The organism is Pseudomonas sp. SG-MS2 (assembly GCF_009933855.1).
GTDB classification, from domain to species: Bacteria; Pseudomonadota; Gammaproteobacteria; order Pseudomonadales; family Pseudomonadaceae; genus Aquipseudomonas; species Aquipseudomonas putida_E.
In genome coordinates this window covers 52,314-69,905 of record NZ_MOMO01000191.1, presented here as the reverse complement: position 1 = coordinate 69,905, position 17,592 = coordinate 52,314, and the positions used below count along the sequence as shown (strand labels likewise).

Below are 17,592 nucleotides of genomic sequence, written 5' to 3'. Positions count from 1 at the left end.
CTTTCACCCACACAGGATCCAACGGTAATGAGCATCACCCAGTTCAAACACACCGAAAGCGCCGTGCTGGAAAGCTCCAACCCGGTCGCGGTGCCGCTTGGCGAACCCGTGGCAGTGACCTCGGTCACCTGCGTGGAACGCAGCGATGGCGTCGAAACCGGCATCTGGGAATGCACGCCCGGGCGCTGGCGGCGGCAGATCGCGCAGCAGGAGTTCTGCCACTTCATCAAGGGCCGCTGCACCTTCACACCCGACGGTGGCCAGCCCCTTCACATAGAAGCCGGAGACGCACTGATGCTACCGGCCAACAGCATGGGCATCTGGGATATCCAGGAAACCGTGCGCAAGACCTACGTACTGATCTTCTGATCCGCTGATCGCCTGCCTTCGAAAACAACAGACAAAGCAAGGTAAACCCGACATGCGCACCCTCCTTCTCGCTCCCCTGATGCTGGCCGCCAGCGTGGCCAACGCCGCCGACTCGGTAAAGATCTACAACTGGTCCAGCTACGTGGCCCCCGACACGTTGAAGAACTTCCAGCAGGCCACCGGCATCAACCCTACCTACGACGTGTACGACAGCAACGAGACCCTCGACGGCAAGCTGATGACCGGCAACTCAGGCTACGACGTGGTGTTCCCCTCCAACCACTTCATGGCCCGACAGATTCAGGGCAAGGCCCTGAAGAAGCTGGACAAGTCGCAGCTACCCGGCTGGAACAACCTCAACCCGGTGCTGCTCAAGGCGCTGGAGGTCAACGACCCCGGCAACCAGTACGGTTTCCCGTACCTGTGGGGCAGTACCGGCATCGGCTACAACATCGACAAGGTAAAGGCCGTGCTCGGTGACAACGCCCCGGTGGATTCGTGGGACCTGATCTTCAAGCCCGAGTACATGAGCAAGCTCAAGAGCTGTGGGGTCGCCGTGCTCGACAACGGCCCTGAACTGTTACCCATCGCCCTGCACTACCTGGGCTTGCCGCACCACAGCAAAGATCCGAAGGACTACGAAAAGGCCAAGGAACTGCTGATGAAGGTGCGCCCGTACATCAGCTACTTCCATTCATCCAAGTACACAGGTGACCTGGCCAATGGCGATATCTGCGTGGTGGTAGGGTTCTCGGGTGACGTGCTGCAGGCGAAAAACCGCGCCGATGAAGCGAAGAACGGGGTGAAGGTCGGCTATTCGATCCCCAAGGAAGGCGCACCGATGTGGTTCGACATGGTTGCCATGCCGGCCGATGCACCGGATGAGAAGGCGGGTTATGCCTACATGAATTACCTGTTGCAGCCACAGGTGATGGCCAATATCAGTAACCATGTGCAGTACGCCAACGGCAACCTCAAGGCCGACGCTCTGGTGGACCCGGCACTCAAGGGCAACACCATGATTTATCCGAGCGAAGAGATGATGGGCAAGCTGTATGCGCTGGAGGCGATGCCGGCCAAGATCGACCGCATTCGTACGCGCATCTGGACCAGTATCAAGGCGGGGAACTGAAATGGGGCCGCTTTGCGGCCCTTTCGCGACACAAGGCCGCTCCTACAGCTGTAGGAGCGGCCTTGTGTCGCGAAAAGGAGGGCATAGCCCTCCCAGGATCAGTGATGCTCGCGAGTAGCGCGGAACTTGACGTCCGGCCAGCGCTCTTCCATCAGCGACAGGTTGACCCGGGTCGGGGCCAGGTAGGTCAGGTGACCGCCACCGTCGATGGCCAGGTTTTCCATGGCCTTGACCTGGAAGTCTTCGAGCTTCTTCTTGTCGTCGCAGCTGATCCAGCGTGCCGACCACACGGTGATCGGCTCGTAGGCGCACTCGACCTTGTACTCTTCCTTCAGGCGGCTGGCGACCACGTCGAACTGCAGCACACCGACCGCACCAAGGATGATGTCGTTGCTGCGTTCTGGGAAGAACACCTGGGTCGCGCCCTCTTCGGCCAACTGCTGCAGGCCCTGGCGCAGCTGCTTGGACTTGAGCGGATCCTTCAGGCGCACGCGGCGGAACAGTTCCGGGGCGAAGTGCGGGATGCCGGTGAAGCCCAGCGCCTCGCCTTCGGTGAAGGTGTCGCCGATCTGGATGGTGCCATGGTTGTGCAAGCCGATGATGTCGCCAGCGTAGGCTTCTTCGAGCTGCTCGCGCTCGGACGAGAAGAAGGTCAGCGCGTCACCGATGCGCAGATCCTTGCCGGTACGCACGTGGCGCATCTTCATGCCTTTCTCGTACTTGCCCGAGCAAATGCGCATGAAGGCGATACGGTCGCGGTGTTTCGGGTCCATGTTCGCCTGGATCTTGAACACGAAGCCGGTGAACTTCTCTTCAACCGGCTCCACGGTACGCTCGTGGGCTACACGGGCCAACGGGCGCGGCGCCCAGTCGACAACGGCGTCAAGTACATGGTCGACACCGAAGTTGCCCAGTGCGGTACCGAAGAACACCGGCGTCAGCTGGCCATTGATGAACTCGTCCTGATCGAACTCATGGCAGGCGCCCTGCACCAACTCGAGCTGCTCGAGGAAGCGCTCATACTCGTCACCCAGGTGGGCACGGGCTTCATCAGAGTCGAGTTTCTCGATGATCTTCGCCTCGGTACGCTCATGACCGTGGCCCGGGGTGTAGACAATGATGTAGTCGCCGGCGAGGTGGTACACACCCTTGAAGTCGCGATAGCAACCGATCGGCCAGGTGATCGGCGCGGCCTTGATCTTCAGTACCGCTTCGATCTCGTCGAGCAGTTCGATCGGGTCGCGGATATCACGGTCGAGTTTGTTGATGAAGCTGACGATGGGCGTGTCGCGCAGGCGGCAGACGTCCATCAGGGCGATGGTCCGCGGCTCTACACCTTTACCGCCGTCGAGCACCATCAGCGCCGAGTCCACTGCAGTCAGGGTGCGATAGGTATCTTCCGAGAAGTCTTCGTGGCCGGGGGTGTCGAGCAGGTTGATCATGTGCTCGCGGTACGGGAACTGCATCACCGAGGTGGTGATGGAAATACCGCGCTGCTTCTCCATTTCCATCCAGTCGGAGGTGGCGTGGCGGTCGGACTTGCGCGACTTCACGGTACCGGCGACGGCAATGGCCTTGCCCATCAGCAGGAGTTTCTCGGTGATGGTGGTCTTACCGGCGTCGGGGTGGGAAATGATTGCGAAAGTGCGGCGCTTCGCGACTTCGGCGGCCTGGTTGGTCATGGGAAATCGCCTGACTGGGGGATTCAAAAAGGGGCGATATCATACCTGAAGTTGGGCGGGGACCAAAATTTGATCCCCTCCGTTGGTAAACGATGGTCAGTCAGGCGCGTTTCGCCTGGCTTTCACAAAAACCGTCAAGCGTCACAGGAGGGCGGCCAGGTATATTCACAACGAGTTCCAGAGTGCCGCCCAAGGCTTCCACATAGCTGCGCAGGGTCGAAATCAACATGTCACTGCGCTTCTCCACCTTGGAGATGTTGCCCTGACGCATGTCCAAGCGCTCTGCCAAACCTTCTTGCGTGAGTTCAAGCTGCTTACGCAATGCCTGAAGCGTCATTTCTTCGCGAATCAATTGACGACCCAGCTGCTCCACCCGCTCCCTGCGCTCAGGGGACAATTCGTTGATGACATCATCAAGCGTCTTGGACATCTTTCTCTCCTCTGGACAAGTGGTTTTCAAAGCGAGTGTCTGCTTGCTTGATCAACACCTGATAAAACCTGTGCTCCCTGACCCCGCACTTGTCACCGGCCACCAGGATGACTGCCTGACGATCAGGGTCGAAAGCAAATGCAACCCGCCAAACCGCATTACGCTCAGTGAATCTCAATTCCTTCATGTTCGGATATCGGGATCCATTCAAGGTATCGACATGAGGACGCCCAAGCGCCGGCCCGGATGATTGCAGCAGGCGAAGGTGACCCAGCATGCGTTCCTGAACGCGGTCATCCAGCGTATAGAATTCGCTGATGAACTCCTCACAGAATCTGATCGTCCACGCCAATAAAATACCCTCAGAGGAATATTCCCTCAAGCAAATATTGATAATCGAGAAGGGAAATTCTGTCCATCAGCACAGGTAGACAGATAGCAGGTAAACCAACGCCTTTACGTAGGATTCACGCTGTTTTTTAGTACGAAAAAACACTCGCCCCAGTGATTAACACTGGCCAAATGCCGCCCCAGATGGGAACCTTTACGCCCTCGGAGACGTCCACTCCCCTGCAACCCGCTTCGCTTGGGGACTGGTTTGATCAGCATTTTCGGGCCCGACGGGGTTCGGCTCATGGCCTGATTGCTGCCTTGCGCAAGCGTCACGCTGCTAATCGCGAACACACCACTCGCCGCCAGCCATGGCCGGCCATAAAAAGAGTGTGCTCGCCGACAACACAAGGAGTCCGCTGTGGCTACACGCTACGGAAAAGGGCTGTTGGGATGGGCCGCCGTGCTCGTCATCCTGGCCCTGCTGGTCCACTGGATCGGCATCGACACGATCGCGCGTTACCGCGACGATCTTGGGTTCTACCTGCAAGCGCACCTGGTACTGGTGCTGGCTTCGATGGCGGCGGCGTTGGCCGTGGGCATCCCCGCCGGCATTGCGTTGAGTCGACCGCACCGGGTCGACAAAGCCGAGCGCTTCATGCAGTTCTTCAACGTTGGCAACACCATTCCCCCTCTGGCCGTTCTGGCCATCGCCCTCAGTATCCTGGGCATCGGCGCCGGGCCCGCGATCTTCGCGCTGTTCCTCGCCTCCCTCCTGCCCATCGTGCGCAACACCTACGAAGGCCTGAAAAACGTCCCCGCCTCGCTCAAGGAAGCCGCCACCGGCATCGGCATGACCCCGCGCCAGCAACTGTGGCAGGTGGAACTGCCCAATGCCGTGCCGATCATCGTCGGCGGTGTGCGCGTGGCCCTGGCGCTGAACGTGGGCACTGCGCCCCTGGCGTTCCTGATCGGTGCCAACAGCCTGGGCAGCCTGATTTTCCCCGGCATTGCCCTGAACAACCAGCCACAGCTGCTGCTTGGCGCGGCCTGCACGGCGTTGCTGGCACTGGCGCTGGATGCCGCGGTGAGTTTCTCCAGCAAGCGCTGGCTGGAACGTGGTCTGGCCCAATAAAAAAGAGGCAACGTATGAAGAAGAGAATCGCCTTGCTGCTGGGCGCGGCCCTGCTGTTCGCAGGCTTTGCCCAAGCGGCGGAAAAACCCCTGGTGCGCATCGGCGCACGGGTGTTCACCGAGCAGACCGTACTCGCTGAAATCACCGCCCAATACCTGCGCGCCAATGGCTTCGATGTGCGCGTCACCAGCGGCCTTGGCAGCAGTCTCGCCCGCCAGGCCCAGGAGACCGGCCAGTTGGACTTGATGTGGGAGTACACCGGCGTGTCGCTGGTGTCGTACAACCACATCGAAGAGCGCATGCCCAGTGCCGAAGCCACCTACGCCAAGGTCAAGGCGCTGGATGCCAAGAAGGACCTGATCTGGCTCACCCCCACCAAGTTCAGCAACACCTACGCCCTGGGCCTGCCCAAACAGGTCGCCGAGGCCTACCCACAGATCAACACGATCAGTGACCTCAACCAAGTGCTGCGCGACGAGCGCCAGCGCAACCACCTGGTAGCCCTGGACACCGAGTTCGCCAACCGCCCGGACGGCCTGGTAGGCCTGAAGGAGATGTACGACCTGCAAGTCGGCCGAGCCAACATCAGGCAGATGGACGCCGGCCTGGTCTACACCGCCATGCACAACAACCAGGTGTTCGCCGGCCTGGTGTATACCACTGACGGCCGCCTGAGTGCGTTCAACCTCAAGCTGCTGGAAGACGACAAGCACTACTTCCCCGACTACACCGCAGCCCCAGTGGTGCGCAAGGCCGTGCTCGACGCCAACCCGCAACTGGCCGCCCTGCTCAAGCCACTGGCCGAGCAGCTCGATGACGAGACCATGCGCCAGCTCAATGCCAAGGTCGACGTCGATCACCAGAGCCCGACTGCCGTGGCCGCAGCATTCCTGCGAGAGCACCCACTCAAGGAGGTGCAGCCATGAGCCTGCTCGATACGTTCGCCCACCTCGACTGGACCCTGGTGCTGCAACTGACCTGGCAGCACATCATGCTGGTCGGCATTGCCGTTGGCCTGGCAATCCTGGTCGGCGTGCCGCTGGGCATCCTGATGACCCGCTTCCCGGTGGTGGCCGGGCCATTGCAGGCCAGCGCCACAGTGCTGCTGACCATCCCGTCGATTGCCCTGTTCGGCCTGCTGCTGCCGTTCTACTCCAAGTTCGGCCAGGGCCTGGGGCCATTGCCTGCGATCACTGCGGTGTTTCTTTATTCACTGCTGCCCATCCTGCGCAACACCTACCTTGCCCTGACCAACGTCGAGCCTGGCATCCGTGAAGCCGCGCGCGGTATCGGCATGACCTTCGGCCAGCGCCTGCGCATGGTCGAGCTGCCCATTGCCGTCCCCGTCATCCTCGCCGGCGTGCGCACTGCCGTGGTGATGAACATTGGCGTGATGACCATCGCCGCGACCATCGGTGCCGGTGGCCTGGGCGTACTCATCCTCACCTCCATCAGCCGCAGCGACATGTCGATGCTGCTGGTCGGCGCCGTACTGGTCAGCCTGCTGGCAATCATCGCCGACCTGCTCCTGCAAACCCTGCAACGTGCCCTGACTCCAGAAGGACTGCGCTCATGATCGAACTCAAGAACCTCAGCAAAACCTTCAACGTCAACGGCAAGGACGTCAAAGCCGTCGAGTCGGTCAGCCTGACCGTCAACGAAGGCGAAATCTGCGTATTCCTCGGCCCCTCGGGCTGTGGCAAGAGCACCACGCTGAAGATGATCAACCGCCTGATCACGCCAACCTCCGGCCAGGTGTTCATCAATGGCGAAGACACCAGCGGCCTGGACGAAGTGACCTTGCGCCGCCATATCGGCTATGTGATCCAGCAGATCGGCCTGTTCCCCAACATGACCATCGAGGAGAACATCACCGTGGTCCCGCGCCTGCTCGGCTGGGACAAGCAGAAGTGCCACGACCGCGCCCGTGAGCTGATGCACATGATCAAGCTCGAGCCCAAGCAGTACCTGCAACGCTACCCGCGTGAACTGTCCGGTGGCCAGCAACAGCGCATCGGGGTGATCCGTGCGCTGGCTGCAGACGCGCCGGTGCTGTTGATGGACGAGCCGTTCGGCGCAGTCGACCCGATCAACCGCGAGATGATCCAGAACGAGTTTTTCGAAATGCAGCGGGCGCTGAACAAGACCGTGATCATGGTCAGCCACGACATTGACGAAGCGATCAAGCTGGCCGACAAGATTGCCATTTTCCGCGCCGGCAAGTTGCTGCAGCTGGACCACCCGGACACCTTGCTGGCGCACCCGGTGGATGACTTCGTAAGCAACTTCGTGGGCCAGGACAGCACCTTGAAACGCCTGTTGCTGGTGCGCGCCGAAGATGCGGCGGACAACGCCCCGTCGGTAAGCCCAGAAACGCCCGTGAGCGATGCGCTTGAGCTGCTGGACGAGCACGACCGCCGCTATGTGGTGGTCACCGATGCGCAGAACAAGGCGCTGGGGTATGTACGCCGGCGCGACATGCACCGCCAGCAAGGCACGTGCGCGGACTTCCTGCGCCAGTTCAATGCAACGGCTTCCCACGATGAGCATCTGCGCATCCTGCTGTCGCGGATGTACGAGTTCAACCGCGCCTGGTTGCCGGTGCTCGATGCCGAGCAGGTGTTCCTGGGCGAGGTGACGCAGGAGTCGATCGCGGCTTACCTGAGCTCGGGAAGATCGCGCGGGGCCAAGACCAGCATCGTGTCGCCGGCTGAGGCGGTGGTTTCCTGATCAAAGGGAGCGCTTCGCGCTCCAATCGCCGGCAAGCCGGCTCCCACAGGGTTCAGCAGCGCTGCTGTCAATGTGGAAGCCGGCTTGCCGGCGATTGAGGCACTGCTGCTATCAGAACCCCACGCTGGCCTGCACATAGAAGGTCCGCGGCTCGCCCACATAAATGCCGGCATTGTTGTCGCTGGAGCGGGTGAAGTACTGCTTGTCGAAGAGGTTCTTCACCCCCGCTGCCAGCTTCAGGTTGGCCATCTTCGGTCCGAACTCATAGCCACCACGCGCATGCCAGGTCACATAACCCGGAATGTCGCCATACTGCCCATCAGCGCTCGGCTCGGTGATGTAGTCGCCATTGAAGCTCCCGTCGGCATTGATCCCCGTACCCGGCGCGCGCTGCCTGGATTGGGCGTAGGCGTCCAGGTTCCAGGTCCAGTGGTTGACCGCGTAGCGCAGGCCGGCGGTAGCCACCTGGCGTGAGTAGAACGGTAGGTCGCGCCCCTTGAAGCCAGGAATCTCCCCTTCATAAGTCGCGCGGGTGTAGGTGTAGCCACCATTCACCGACAGCCCTTCCAGACGCCGGTCCAACCCGGCCAGGTCGTAGCGTACAGACGCCTCGATACCCTGGTGCTTGGTGGCGCCCAGGTTGGTCCAGCCTACATCATTGCTGATGTATTGCAGCTCGTCGTCGAAGTCGATGTAGAAGGCCGTCAGCTCCCCGGCGAAAGCGCCGTTGTCATAGCGCGTACCCACCTCGTAGGTCTTGGCCTTTTCCGGCTCCAGGCCGTTAGCCGTGCTGTTGCCGGTACCGCCTTGGCCCAGCTGGAAGTACTGCAGGCTGCCGAACGACGTTTCGTAGTTGGCAAACACCTTCCAGGCATCGGAGATGTGATACATGACGCTCAGCGCAGGCAGCGGTTCATTGCTGGTGATGCTGCGTTTCTTCTCGGCCACCGGGCGGTTGTTGGCGCCCAGCACCGGGCGGTCGCGCCAGTCAGTGTTGATGTGCTCGAAGCGCACACCCGGGGTGATGGTCCAGTTGCCGACGTCGATCTTGTCATCGATGTAGTAGGCGCTGGCCTCGGTGCCGCCGCTGCGGTCCTGGAATACATGGCCGTCGGACGTCGGGGTAGGCGTCGGAACGTTGTCGATCAGCGCCAGGCGGGTCGACTGTTCGCGCATGGCTTCTTTGAGGTAGCGGTAACCGACACTGACTTCCTGGGTGGTGGGGCCGGCGAAGAAGATCCGCGAAACGCGCGGCTCGATGGCGAAGGTGTGGTAATTGCGCGGGTAGGACGACAGGGTCTTCATGTCACGCGAGGCGATGGTGCTGCCGCGGAAGCTGTCGGTGTAATACGTCAGCACTTCGAACTGGGTGGCCTCGTCGAGTTGGCGCTGCCATTTGAACGACACGTCCTTGCGGCGCCCGGCGAAGTAATCGTAATCACGCAGTGACTGGTACGGATTGCTGTCGTACTGGGCCTGGGTCAAACCACCGGGCATATCGGCACGGCCATCGTAGTAATGGAAGTTGAGCCAGAACTCGTCAACGTCGGTCGGTGCCCAGTGGGTCTTGAGGATGACGTCGTCGATGTCGTTGCCATTGTTGCTCTGCCGGTAGCCGTTGCCGTTCACCCCGGTGTACAGCAGCGCCACTCCCATGCCGTTGTCGGCAGTGCCGCCGACGAAGGCCGACTCGGTGTGCTTCCAACCGCCGTGCTGCGAGGTCTCCAGGGTGGTGGAAAGCTCCGCCGAAGCCTGCTGCGGGATCGCCCGGGTGACGAAGTTGATCACCCCACCGACGTTCTGCGGGCCATAGCGCACCGAACCGGCACCGCGCACCACATCGATGCTGTCGAGGTTGCCCGAGGAGATCGGCGCCATGGACAGCTGCGGCTGCCCATAAGGGGCGAAAGCGGCCGGGATGCCATCGATCAGCACGGTAGAGCGAGGCGACAGGCGCGACGTCAGGCCGCGTACACCGACGTTGAGCGACAGGTCGCTGCCACCTGTGCCGTTGGAGTCCTGCACTTGCACGCCCGGGATGCCACGCAGTGCGTCGCGCACGTTCATCGTGCCCTTTTCCACCATGGCCTCACGGCGCACCACGGTGCGCGCACCGGGGTGGTTCTGCACAACGGCCTGATCGGCATCACCCAGCCAGTCACCAACCACGTTGATATCGGTGGGCGCCAGTTCCAGGCTACCGCTGCCCAGGTCGAGGGTGGTCGGCAGCGGCTTTACCACCACGGTATCCTGGGACATTTCGAAGGTCAGCCCGCTGCCCTGCAGCAACTGTTGCAGGGCCTGCACCGGCGCCAGCTTGCCGGACACCGCCGGGGCCTGCTTGCCGGCCACAAGCTCAGGGCTGTAGAACAGCTGCAGGTGGGTTTGCTGGCCCAATTGGCTGAGCGCCGAAGCCAAAGGTTGAGCCTGGATCTGGATGGCGGTGTCGGCCTGTTCGGCATGGCTGTTGACGGCCACGGCACTGACCGCCAGGGCCAGCGCCATAACGCGCAAGCGTGGCAAAGGTTTGTTGTTGTTCACGTCGTCAAGACATCCTGAAGTTCGGGATAAACGCCAACTGCATGCAAATGGAAATGCTTGGCAGTTGCAGCTGGCGAGGAAGACGAACGAGCCGAAAAAAACCTGAATCTATTTCGCGATTATTTCGCGAGAGCCGTCTTCACGGGTTTTGATCGCCACCGGCAGGATGCTCGGCAAGGCGCGCAGCAGTGCATCGGTATCATCGATGCTGAAGGTGCTGGACAGGCGCATCTGCGCCACCTTGCCGGGGGCAACGCGCAATGGCTCGGTGCGATAGCGCGAGGCTTCGGCCACCACTTCAGCCAAGGTGGCGTTGTCGAAGACCAGTTTGCCCTGGCGCCACGCCGTCAGCGCCGCGGCGTCGACCGCATAGGGCGAAGCAAGCTTGCCTTGTGCATCTATATGTATGCCCAGGCCCGCCGTCAGTTGCGCCAGCGAAGCATCCTTGCCCTGCACGCGTACCGAGCCCTGCTCCACTGCAACACGGGTGGCGCCAGGGTCCAACCGCACATCGAAGCGGGTACCGGTGACGGTCACACTGCCCTGTGCGGTATCGACCACGAACGGCCGGTTGCTGTCGTGGGCGACAATGAACATCGCTTCGCCGGCATCAAGCCGAATTTGCCGTCGCCCCGGGCTGTAGTCGACCTGCAACTGCGTAGCGCCGTTGAGTTCCAGCTGTGATCCGTCCGGCAGTAATACCTGGCGGCGCTCGGCAAAGGCGGTCTGCAATTGCGCCTGGTGATTGAGGCGCTGGTACTGCCAGCCACTGAAGCCCAGCCCCAGGGCAACTACCGCCACGCCGGCTGCCAGTGCCTGGCGCAGGAAACGCCGCCGAGGCAACTGCTGCACTGGCTCAGGTTGGCACAGCGCATCGAGGCGCTGGCGCGGTATGAAGTCGGCGGCCCGCCACAGGCTGACGAGATGCTCATACTCCTCGCTGTGGTGCGGATCAGCCTCCAGCCAGGCATGCAGCTGTGCCAGCAGCACGGCATCGCCCGGTGCATCCTGCACGCGTGCGAACCACTCGGCCGCCTGCTGGCGGACGGTCTCGGTACCGTGCTGTTTCATGGACAAGGTCTCCTGACTCATCTTGCCGACACATCCAGGTGCTCACGCAAATGCCGGAGCGTGCGGATCATATACTTTTCGACCATGTTCTTGGTCACACCCATGCGCTCGGCGATCTCGGCCTGGGTCAGCCCCTCGAGCTTCTGCCAGATGAACACCCGTCGGCAATTGAGCGGCAGCTCGGCCAGCGCCCGCTCGACGCTGGCGGCCAGTTCCAGGGCATGGACATACGCCTCGGGGTCGCCCGTGCCGCCGGCCCCTTCATCGAAGGCTTCCTGCTCGAGCGCCTGGCGCCGGTCTTCGCGGCGAAAACCGTCCACCGCAATGTTGCGGGCGGTCTGGTGAAGGTAGGCGCGTGGCTGCTCGACCTGCTCGCGCGGGTTTTCCAGAACCCGTATGAAGGCGTCATGGGTGAGGTCCTCGGCCTGCTGACGACTGCGCAGCTTGCGCGTCCAGGTGCCGATCAGCTCTTGGTAATGGTCGAGGAAGCCTTTGTGTCCGGACACGGTCGGGGTCGTCAGCAAGGGGGCAGATAATGGCGCGAATAGTAATATTTCTCATAAAGCACAGCAAATCCGCCAGTCGGTAACAAAAAATTTATGAGTGATTTCACGCACTGCACTGCCCATGAACGTGGCCATAAATATGAACACCTTCGCCTTTCTCGCGGGTAAGGGCGCCGCTATAGAAACCGCACTATCCCTGTGGGGGCGGGCTTGCCCGTAACGGGCCCGAAACGGTCTATTCCACAATTTTTTACGCCTGCCAACGCGCGGGGAACATCTACCGGTCACACGAGTCGGTTATTCAAGTGGCAACGCGTCGATCTTGGGTCGACACGCCCGGATTACCTGTTGATCTTGCGTTCTTCACGCCCTAAAGTGCGCGCCGAACGTCCATGCTGGAAACGATCCATCCGGCTCAAGTACTGAGTAGGCGAACCAAAGTGGGGATACGGAGGACGTTCAGTTTGCAGCCACTTATCTTTTCAGTTTGCCCATGGAGTCCCTGAGCATGTCGATCCAGGTCGAAGACTATTTCGCGCGTGACACCTTCCAGAAAATGAAGGCGTTCGCCGACAAGCAGGAAACCCCGTTCGTACTCATCGATACCCAGATGATCAGCCAGGCCTACGACGACCTGCGCGCCGGTTTCGAGTTCGCCAAGGTCTACTACGCGGTCAAGGCCAACCCGGCGGTCGAGATCATCGACCTGCTCAAAGAGAAAGGTTCGAGCTTCGACATCGCCTCGATCTACGAACTGGACAAGGTGATGGACCGTGGCGTCAGCGCCGACCGTATCAGCTACGGCAACACCATCAAGAAGTCCAAGGACATCCGTTACTTCTTTGAAAAAGGTGTGCGCCTGTACGCCACCGACTCGGAAGCCGACCTGCGCAACATCGCCAAGGCCGCGCCGGGCTCCAAGGTCTACGTACGCATCCTCACCGAAGGCTCCACCACCGCCGACTGGCCACTGTCGCGCAAGTTCGGCTGCCAGACCGACATGGCCATGGACCTGCTGATCCTGGCCCGCGATCTGGGCCTGGTGCCATACGGCATTTCCTTCCACGTGGGTTCGCAGCAGCGCGACATCAGCGTGTGGGACGCCGCCATCGCCAAGGTCAAGGTGATCTTCGAGCGCCTGAAGGAAGAAGACGGCATCGAGCTGAAGCTGATCAACATGGGTGGCGGCTTCCCGGCCAACTACATCACCCGCACCAACAGCCTGGAAACCTACGCTGAAGAGATCATCCGCTTCCTCAAGGAAGACTTCGGTGACGACCTGCCGGAAATCATCCTCGAGCCAGGCCGTTCGCTGATCGCCAACGCCGGTATCCTGGTCAGCGAAGTAGTGCTGGTTGCGCGCAAGTCGCGCACCGCCGTCGAGCGCTGGGTGTACACCGACGTGGGCAAATTCTCCGGCCTGATCGAAACCATGGACGAGTCCATCAAGTTCCCGATCTGGACCGAAAAGAAAGGCGAGATGGAAGAAGTGGTCATCGCCGGCCCGACCTGCGACAGCGCCGACATCATGTACGAGCACTACAAGTACGGCCTGCCGCTGAACCTGGCGATCGGTGACCGCCTCTACTGGCTGTCGACCGGTGCCTACACCACCAGCTACAGCGCGGTGGAATTCAACGGCTTCCCGCCGCTGAAGGCCTACTACCTGTAATGCAGAACGGGGCCGAAAGGCCCCGTTTTCATTCAGGTTGACCCCATCACGCTTCGCGCTGTTCTATCTCTGCGGCATACCGCGCCGCAAAGGCCATCAACCCTGGCCCCGCCCCCTGCAAGGTCGCCAAAGCACTGCGCAGAAAATTCATGTTCCCCTCAACCCGCGCCTGCTCCAGCCACTGCCCTGCCTCGGCCATCTGCCCACGCTCTACCAGCACCAGCGCCAGGCTGAACATCCCACGAAAATCCCCCGCTTCGGCGGCACGCCTGTACCAGCGCACTGCCCGCGCCGGGCTGGGCGCCGTAGCGATACCCTGCTCCAGGTAACGCCCATACAGGTTCATCGACTTGGCATGCCCCAGCCGCGCAGCCTTCTCGTAGCACATCAATGCCTGCGCCTGATTGGCCGGTACCCCACGCCCGGTAGCCAGCAGGTTGCCCAGGTTATACAGGCCCCAATCCAACCCGGCATCGGCTGCGCGGGCATAGTGAACCGCAGCCTGCGCCACATTCACCTCGCCGCCCCAACCATGCTCCAGGCAACGCCCGAGCATGTTGTGCGCCATGGCGCTGCCACCCTGGGCAGCAATGCCGAACCAGCGCCGGGCCACTTCGGCATCCGCTTCGATGCCGCGGCCGTCGAGCAGGATCTGCCCGAGCAGCACCTGAGCTTCGATCACGCCCTGCCCTGCCGCCGCGAGAATCGCCTGGGCGGCCTTGCCCGGACTGTCTTCGAGCATGGCCTTGAGGCCAGCGACATCCAGCACTTCTTCACGGCGCAACTGATAGGACACGGCTCAGACCTCTGCCCAGCGGCGCAGCAGGTTATGGTAGGTGCCGGTCAATTGCAGCAACGAGGGGTGCTCGGGCACATCGGCGGTGAGTTGCTGGATGGCATTGTCCATCTCGAACAGCAACGCCCGCTGGCTGTCCTCCCGTACCAGGCTCTGGGTCCAGAAGAACGCCGCATAACGCACGCCGCGCGTCACCGGGTTGACCTTGTGCAGGCTGGTGCCCGGGTACAGCACCAGGTCACCGGCAGCCAGCTTGACCTGCTGCTCGCCATAAGTGTCCTGGATCACCAGTTCGCCGCCGTCATAGCTGTCCGGGTCGCTCAGGAAAAGCGTCGAGGACAGGTCGGTGCGCACCCGCTCCGGGCTGCCTTTTGGCTGGCGCAAGGCATTGTCGATGTGGAAGCCGAAGTTGCCACCCTCGCGGTAGCAGTTGATCAGTGGCGGGAAGACCTTGTGCGGCAGGGCCGCCGACATGAACCGTGGGGTTTTCCACAGGCGGTCGATCAGCGCGCTGCCGATTTCCTTCGCCAGCGCGTGGCCTTCTGGCAGCTGCAAGTTGTGCTTGGCCTTGGCCGACTGATAGCCGGCCGTGACCTTGCCATCGGCCCAATCGGCCTGCTCCAGGGCCTCGCGAATGCGGGCAAGCTCATTGGCGTCGAACAGGCCGGGGATATGAAGCAGCATGGCGGCGGCACCGTTAAGGAGTGTAAAGGTGGCAATGATATTGATTCCCTTTTACGCCGTACAAGCCCTTTCTTCACCCGAGACGTTTCAGCTTGATTAAACCGTAAAGAGAATTTGTAAAGATTGTAAGTTCGAAGTGAATGGTAACGAATCTCAATTGTGACCTGCAATCACTTGCATTATGATCCGCGGCCTTCACACCTTGGGGAAGGTCCATAACAATGCGTCAATACGTGCCATCTGCAGTGAGTTCTCCACGCCTGATCGTGTCCGCCATCGGCGTCGCCCTGAGCGCTTCGTCCGCCTACGCCGCCGATCCGGCTACCAACAGCGCCATCACCCTCGATGCCACCAGCGTCAATGGCAAGGCGGAACAGGCCAGCACCGATTACAAGGTCGAAAAGGCCTCCTCGCAGAAGTACACCGCGCCGTTGGTGGACACCCCACGCTCGGTTACCGTAATCCCCCAGCAAGTCATCAAGGACACCAACGCCCTGAGCCTGCAGGATGCCCTGCGCACTGTGCCAGGCATCACCTTTGGTGCAGGCGAAGGCGGCAACCCGCAAGGCGACCGTCCGTTCATTCGTGGTTTTGACGCCCAGGGTGACACCTACCTGGACGGTGTACGCGATACCGGTGCGCAGACCCGTGAAATCTTCGCCATCGAATCGGTGGAAGTGGCCAAAGGCCCCAACTCGGCCATCGGTGGCCGCGGCGCGGCAGGCGGCACCATCAACCTGGTGAGCAAGCGTGCACACCTGGGCAACTCGCTGGACGGTGCCTGGACCTGGGGCAGCGACCAGACCCAGCGCTACACCTTTGACGGCAACTACCAGTTCAGCGACACCGCTGCCGGCCGCCTCAACCTGATGACCCATGAGAGCAACGTTGCCGGCCGAGACAAGGTCAACTATGACCGCTGGGGTATCGCCCCGTCGCTGGCCTTTGGCCTGGGCACGCCAACCCGCGTCAACCTCGACTACTACCACCTGGAAAGCGACGACCTGCCGGATTCGGGCATCCCGTACAGCATCCCTACCGGTGGCAGTAGCGCGCGTACCTCGGCGCACCCCAGCAAGCCGATCGACGGCGGCGACAGCGACAACTTCTACGGCCTGACCGGTCGCGACTTCCGCAAGACCCGTGTGGACATCGCTACTATCGCCGTGGAACACGACCTGAGCGAATCGTTGACCATCAAGAACACCCTGCGTCATGGCAACAGCATGCAGGACTACATCCTGACCCAGCCAGACGACAGTTTGGGCAATGTCAACAACAACGGCGTATGGCGTCGTGCCAATACCCGTGTAGGCAACACTGCCACCACCACCAACCAGACCGACCTGTTCGGTGAGTTCTTCGTGGGCGGTTTCAAGAACAACTTCTCCACCGGGGTCGAGTTCAGCAAGGAAGACTCGGACCGCCAAAGCTACACGGTGTCGCCAAACAGCAAGCTCACCTGCACCGGCCCGGGCAATGGTGGCAGCTGTACTTCGCTGAGCGACCCGAACCCCGACGATGCCTGGGATGGCACGATCTCGCGCAACTACGCCGGGACCAAGACCAGCAGCAAGACCCGCGCAATCTACGCTTTCGACACCCTGGAGCTGACGCCTGAGTGGCTGTTGAACATGGGCCTGCGTTACGACCACTTCGATACCAAGTTCCGCACTTACGATGCCTCCGGCGCGACAGTGGTGAACAAGAACGGCGTCCCGACCAAAGGCCGCGACACCAGCGAGTTCTTCACCGGCCAATTGGGCCTGGTCTGGAAACCGGCCGAGAACGGTAGCATCTACGTGTCCTATGCCACTTCCGCCACCCCGCCCGGGGCGATGCTCGGCGAGGGTACCGAAGGCAACCCGCTGTCGGGCACCACCGACCGTGGTGGCAACATCCTGGCCAGCGACATGGAGCCGGAAGAAACCACCAACTACGAAATCGGCACCAAGTGGGACCTGCTCGACGAGCGCCTGTCCCTGGCCGCCGCGCTGTTCCGCACCGAAAAGGAAAACGCCCGTGTGCAGGTGGACACCACCACCTACGAAAACGTCGGCGAAACCCGCGTGCAAGGCATCGAACTGTCGGCCAGCGGCAAGCTCACCGACAAGTGGCAGGTGTTCGCCGGCTACACCTACCTGCAAGCCCGCCAGATCGACGGCGGCCCGTTGGGCAAGGCCAACGACGGCAACCAGTTGCCGAACACGCCGAACAACAGCGCCAGCCTGTGGACCACGTACTCGATCACCCCGAAGCTGACGGTCGGCGGTGGCGCCTTCTATGTGGATGACGTCTACGGCAACGTGGCCAACACCACCATGGTCGACAGCTATGTACGTTACGACGCCATGGCCGCCTACAAGCTGACCAAGAACGTCGACCTGCAACTTAACGTGCAGAACCTGACCAACGAGGTGTACTACGACAAAGCGTTCTCCACCCACTTCGCCAACCAGGCGGCGGGCAGGACTGCATTGCTGACCACCAGCGTCCACTTCTAAAGCAGCAACC

General features: G+C 61.4%; 16 protein-coding genes. 8 read left to right on the top strand and 8 right to left on the bottom strand.

Translation table 11 applies throughout. From position 1 onward, the window contains the following. Positions 1–27 precede the first annotated feature (27 nt). Together BLX42_RS16315 and BLX42_RS16310 are read left to right on the top strand one after the other, a co-directional pair. Entirely contained in the window at positions 28–369 is a 342-nt protein-coding gene (locus BLX42_RS16315; RefSeq protein WP_039604408.1) for a cupin domain-containing protein, read from the top strand. 52 nt (positions 370–421) lie between these two features. Beyond that, the gene (locus BLX42_RS16310) at positions 422–1,501 is read left to right on the top strand and encodes a polyamine ABC transporter substrate-binding protein (RefSeq protein ID WP_046784466.1); all 1,080 of its coding nucleotides are present in this window, start codon (positions 422–424) and stop codon (positions 1,499–1,501) included. Between the two features lie 98 nt (positions 1,502–1,599). On the opposite strand, the gene BLX42_RS16305 is transcribed toward BLX42_RS16310, so the two are convergent. The 3 genes from BLX42_RS16305 to BLX42_RS16295 all read right to left on the bottom strand — a co-directional run bounded on the left by BLX42_RS16305 (position 1,600) and on the right by BLX42_RS16295 (position 3,965). Continuing rightward, positions 1,600–3,183, bottom strand: coding sequence for a peptide chain release factor 3 (locus tag BLX42_RS16305; RefSeq protein ID WP_046784467.1), 1,584 nt, complete (start codon positions 3,181–3,183; stop codon positions 1,600–1,602). Between the two features lie 100 nt (positions 3,184–3,283). Continuing rightward, positions 3,284–3,613 (bottom strand): XRE family transcriptional regulator, encoded by a 330-nt coding sequence (locus BLX42_RS16300; protein WP_046784468.1) that lies wholly within the window; start codon positions 3,611–3,613, stop codon positions 3,284–3,286. Next, entirely contained in the window at positions 3,597–3,965 is a 369-nt protein-coding gene (locus tag BLX42_RS16295; protein ID WP_046784673.1) for a type II toxin-antitoxin system RelE/ParE family toxin, read from the bottom strand. The genes BLX42_RS16300 and BLX42_RS16295 overlap by 17 nt, the downstream gene beginning before the upstream one ends. Positions 3,966–4,364: 399 nt before the next feature. Between BLX42_RS16295 and BLX42_RS16290 the strand changes: the two genes are divergently transcribed. The 4 genes from BLX42_RS16290 to BLX42_RS16275 are packed head-to-tail and all read left to right on the top strand — an operon-like array spanning position 4,365 to position 7,808. Beyond that, positions 4,365–5,078: an ABC transporter permease gene (locus tag BLX42_RS16290; RefSeq protein ID WP_012316118.1), complete on the top strand. Its 714-nt coding sequence runs from the start codon at positions 4,365–4,367 to the stop codon at positions 5,076–5,078. Between the two features lie 14 nt (positions 5,079–5,092). Then, a complete protein-coding gene (locus BLX42_RS16285) occupies positions 5,093–6,004 on the top strand; it encodes a glycine betaine ABC transporter substrate-binding protein (RefSeq protein WP_046784469.1) in 912 nt (303 codons plus the stop codon). Continuing rightward, positions 6,001–6,654, top strand: coding sequence for an ABC transporter permease (locus BLX42_RS16280; RefSeq protein WP_161872168.1), 654 nt, complete (start codon positions 6,001–6,003; stop codon positions 6,652–6,654). The genes BLX42_RS16285 and BLX42_RS16280 overlap by 4 nt, the downstream gene beginning before the upstream one ends. Then, entirely contained in the window at positions 6,651–7,808 is a 1,158-nt protein-coding gene (locus tag BLX42_RS16275) for a betaine/proline/choline family ABC transporter ATP-binding protein (RefSeq protein WP_115273927.1), read from the top strand. Before BLX42_RS16280 ends, BLX42_RS16275 begins: the two co-directional genes overlap by 4 nt. A 111-nt stretch (positions 7,809–7,919) precedes the next feature. Here the strand turns inward: BLX42_RS16275 and BLX42_RS16270 are convergent, their stop codons facing one another. From BLX42_RS16270 to BLX42_RS16260, 3 genes are all read right to left on the bottom strand, one after another. Continuing rightward, complete coding sequence (locus BLX42_RS16270) at positions 7,920–10,349, bottom strand: TonB-dependent receptor (RefSeq protein WP_161872167.1); 2,430 nt, start codon at positions 10,347–10,349, stop codon at positions 7,920–7,922. A gap of 108 nt (positions 10,350–10,457) precedes the next feature. Further along, on the bottom strand, positions 10,458–11,420 hold the full coding sequence (locus BLX42_RS16265; RefSeq protein ID WP_161872166.1) for a FecR family protein: 963 nt from the start codon (positions 11,418–11,420) through the stop codon (positions 10,458–10,460). 17 nt (positions 11,421–11,437) lie between these two features. After that, positions 11,438–11,926 carry an RNA polymerase sigma factor gene (locus BLX42_RS16260; RefSeq protein WP_119689084.1) on the bottom strand — a complete coding sequence of 163 codons (489 nt, stop codon included), beginning with the start codon at positions 11,924–11,926 and terminating at the stop codon, positions 11,438–11,440. Between the two features lie 508 nt (positions 11,927–12,434). On the opposite strand from BLX42_RS16260, the gene BLX42_RS16255 reads away from it, so the two are divergent. Further along, on the top strand, positions 12,435–13,598 hold the full coding sequence (locus BLX42_RS16255) for a type III PLP-dependent enzyme (protein ID WP_046784472.1): 1,164 nt from the start codon (positions 12,435–12,437) through the stop codon (positions 13,596–13,598). A 46-nt stretch (positions 13,599–13,644) separates the two neighbouring features. Here the strand turns inward: BLX42_RS16255 and BLX42_RS16250 are convergent, their stop codons facing one another. Together BLX42_RS16250 and BLX42_RS16245 are read right to left on the bottom strand one after the other, a co-directional pair. Beyond that, positions 13,645–14,394: a tetratricopeptide repeat protein gene (locus BLX42_RS16250; RefSeq protein ID WP_119687739.1), complete on the bottom strand. Its 750-nt coding sequence runs from the start codon at positions 14,392–14,394 to the stop codon at positions 13,645–13,647. Between the two features lie 3 nt (positions 14,395–14,397). Next, on the bottom strand, positions 14,398–15,078 hold the full coding sequence (locus BLX42_RS16245; RefSeq protein ID WP_039602751.1) for a Fe2+-dependent dioxygenase: 681 nt from the start codon (positions 15,076–15,078) through the stop codon (positions 14,398–14,400). A gap of 221 nt (positions 15,079–15,299) precedes the next feature. Here BLX42_RS16245 and BLX42_RS16240 point away from each other — a divergent pair, with 221 nt between their 5' ends. Next, the gene (locus BLX42_RS16240) at positions 15,300–17,582 is read left to right on the top strand and encodes a TonB-dependent siderophore receptor (RefSeq protein ID WP_161872165.1); all 2,283 of its coding nucleotides are present in this window, start codon (positions 15,300–15,302) and stop codon (positions 17,580–17,582) included. Positions 17,583–17,592 lie beyond the last annotated feature (10 nt).

What these genes read in the sequence shown, in the direction of transcription:
- BLX42_RS16315 (WP_039604408.1), top strand. Translation starts at nt 28, where the DNA reads ATGAGCATCACCCAGTTCAAACACACCGAAAGCGCCGTGCTGGAAAGC.
- BLX42_RS16310 (WP_046784466.1), top strand. Translation starts at nt 422, where the DNA reads ATGCGCACCCTCCTTCTCGCTCCCCTGATGCTGGCCGCCAGCGTGGCC.
- BLX42_RS16305 (WP_046784467.1), bottom strand. Translation starts at nt 3,183, where the DNA reads ATGACCAACCAGGCCGCCGAAGTCGCGAAGCGCCGCACTTTCGCAATC.
- BLX42_RS16300 (WP_046784468.1), bottom strand. Translation starts at nt 3,613, where the DNA reads ATGTCCAAGACGCTTGATGATGTCATCAACGAATTGTCCCCTGAGCGC.
- BLX42_RS16285 (WP_046784469.1), top strand. Translation starts at nt 5,093, where the DNA reads ATGAAGAAGAGAATCGCCTTGCTGCTGGGCGCGGCCCTGCTGTTCGCA.
- BLX42_RS16280 (WP_161872168.1), top strand. Translation starts at nt 6,001, where the DNA reads ATGAGCCTGCTCGATACGTTCGCCCACCTCGACTGGACCCTGGTGCTG.
- BLX42_RS16275 (WP_115273927.1), top strand. Translation starts at nt 6,651, where the DNA reads ATGATCGAACTCAAGAACCTCAGCAAAACCTTCAACGTCAACGGCAAG.
- BLX42_RS16265 (WP_161872166.1), bottom strand. Translation starts at nt 11,420, where the DNA reads ATGAAACAGCACGGTACCGAGACCGTCCGCCAGCAGGCGGCCGAGTGG.
- BLX42_RS16255 (WP_046784472.1), top strand. Translation starts at nt 12,435, where the DNA reads ATGTCGATCCAGGTCGAAGACTATTTCGCGCGTGACACCTTCCAGAAA.
- BLX42_RS16245 (WP_039602751.1), bottom strand. Translation starts at nt 15,078, where the DNA reads ATGCTGCTTCATATCCCCGGCCTGTTCGACGCCAATGAGCTTGCCCGC.
- BLX42_RS16240 (WP_161872165.1), top strand. Translation starts at nt 15,300, where the DNA reads ATGCGTCAATACGTGCCATCTGCAGTGAGTTCTCCACGCCTGATCGTG.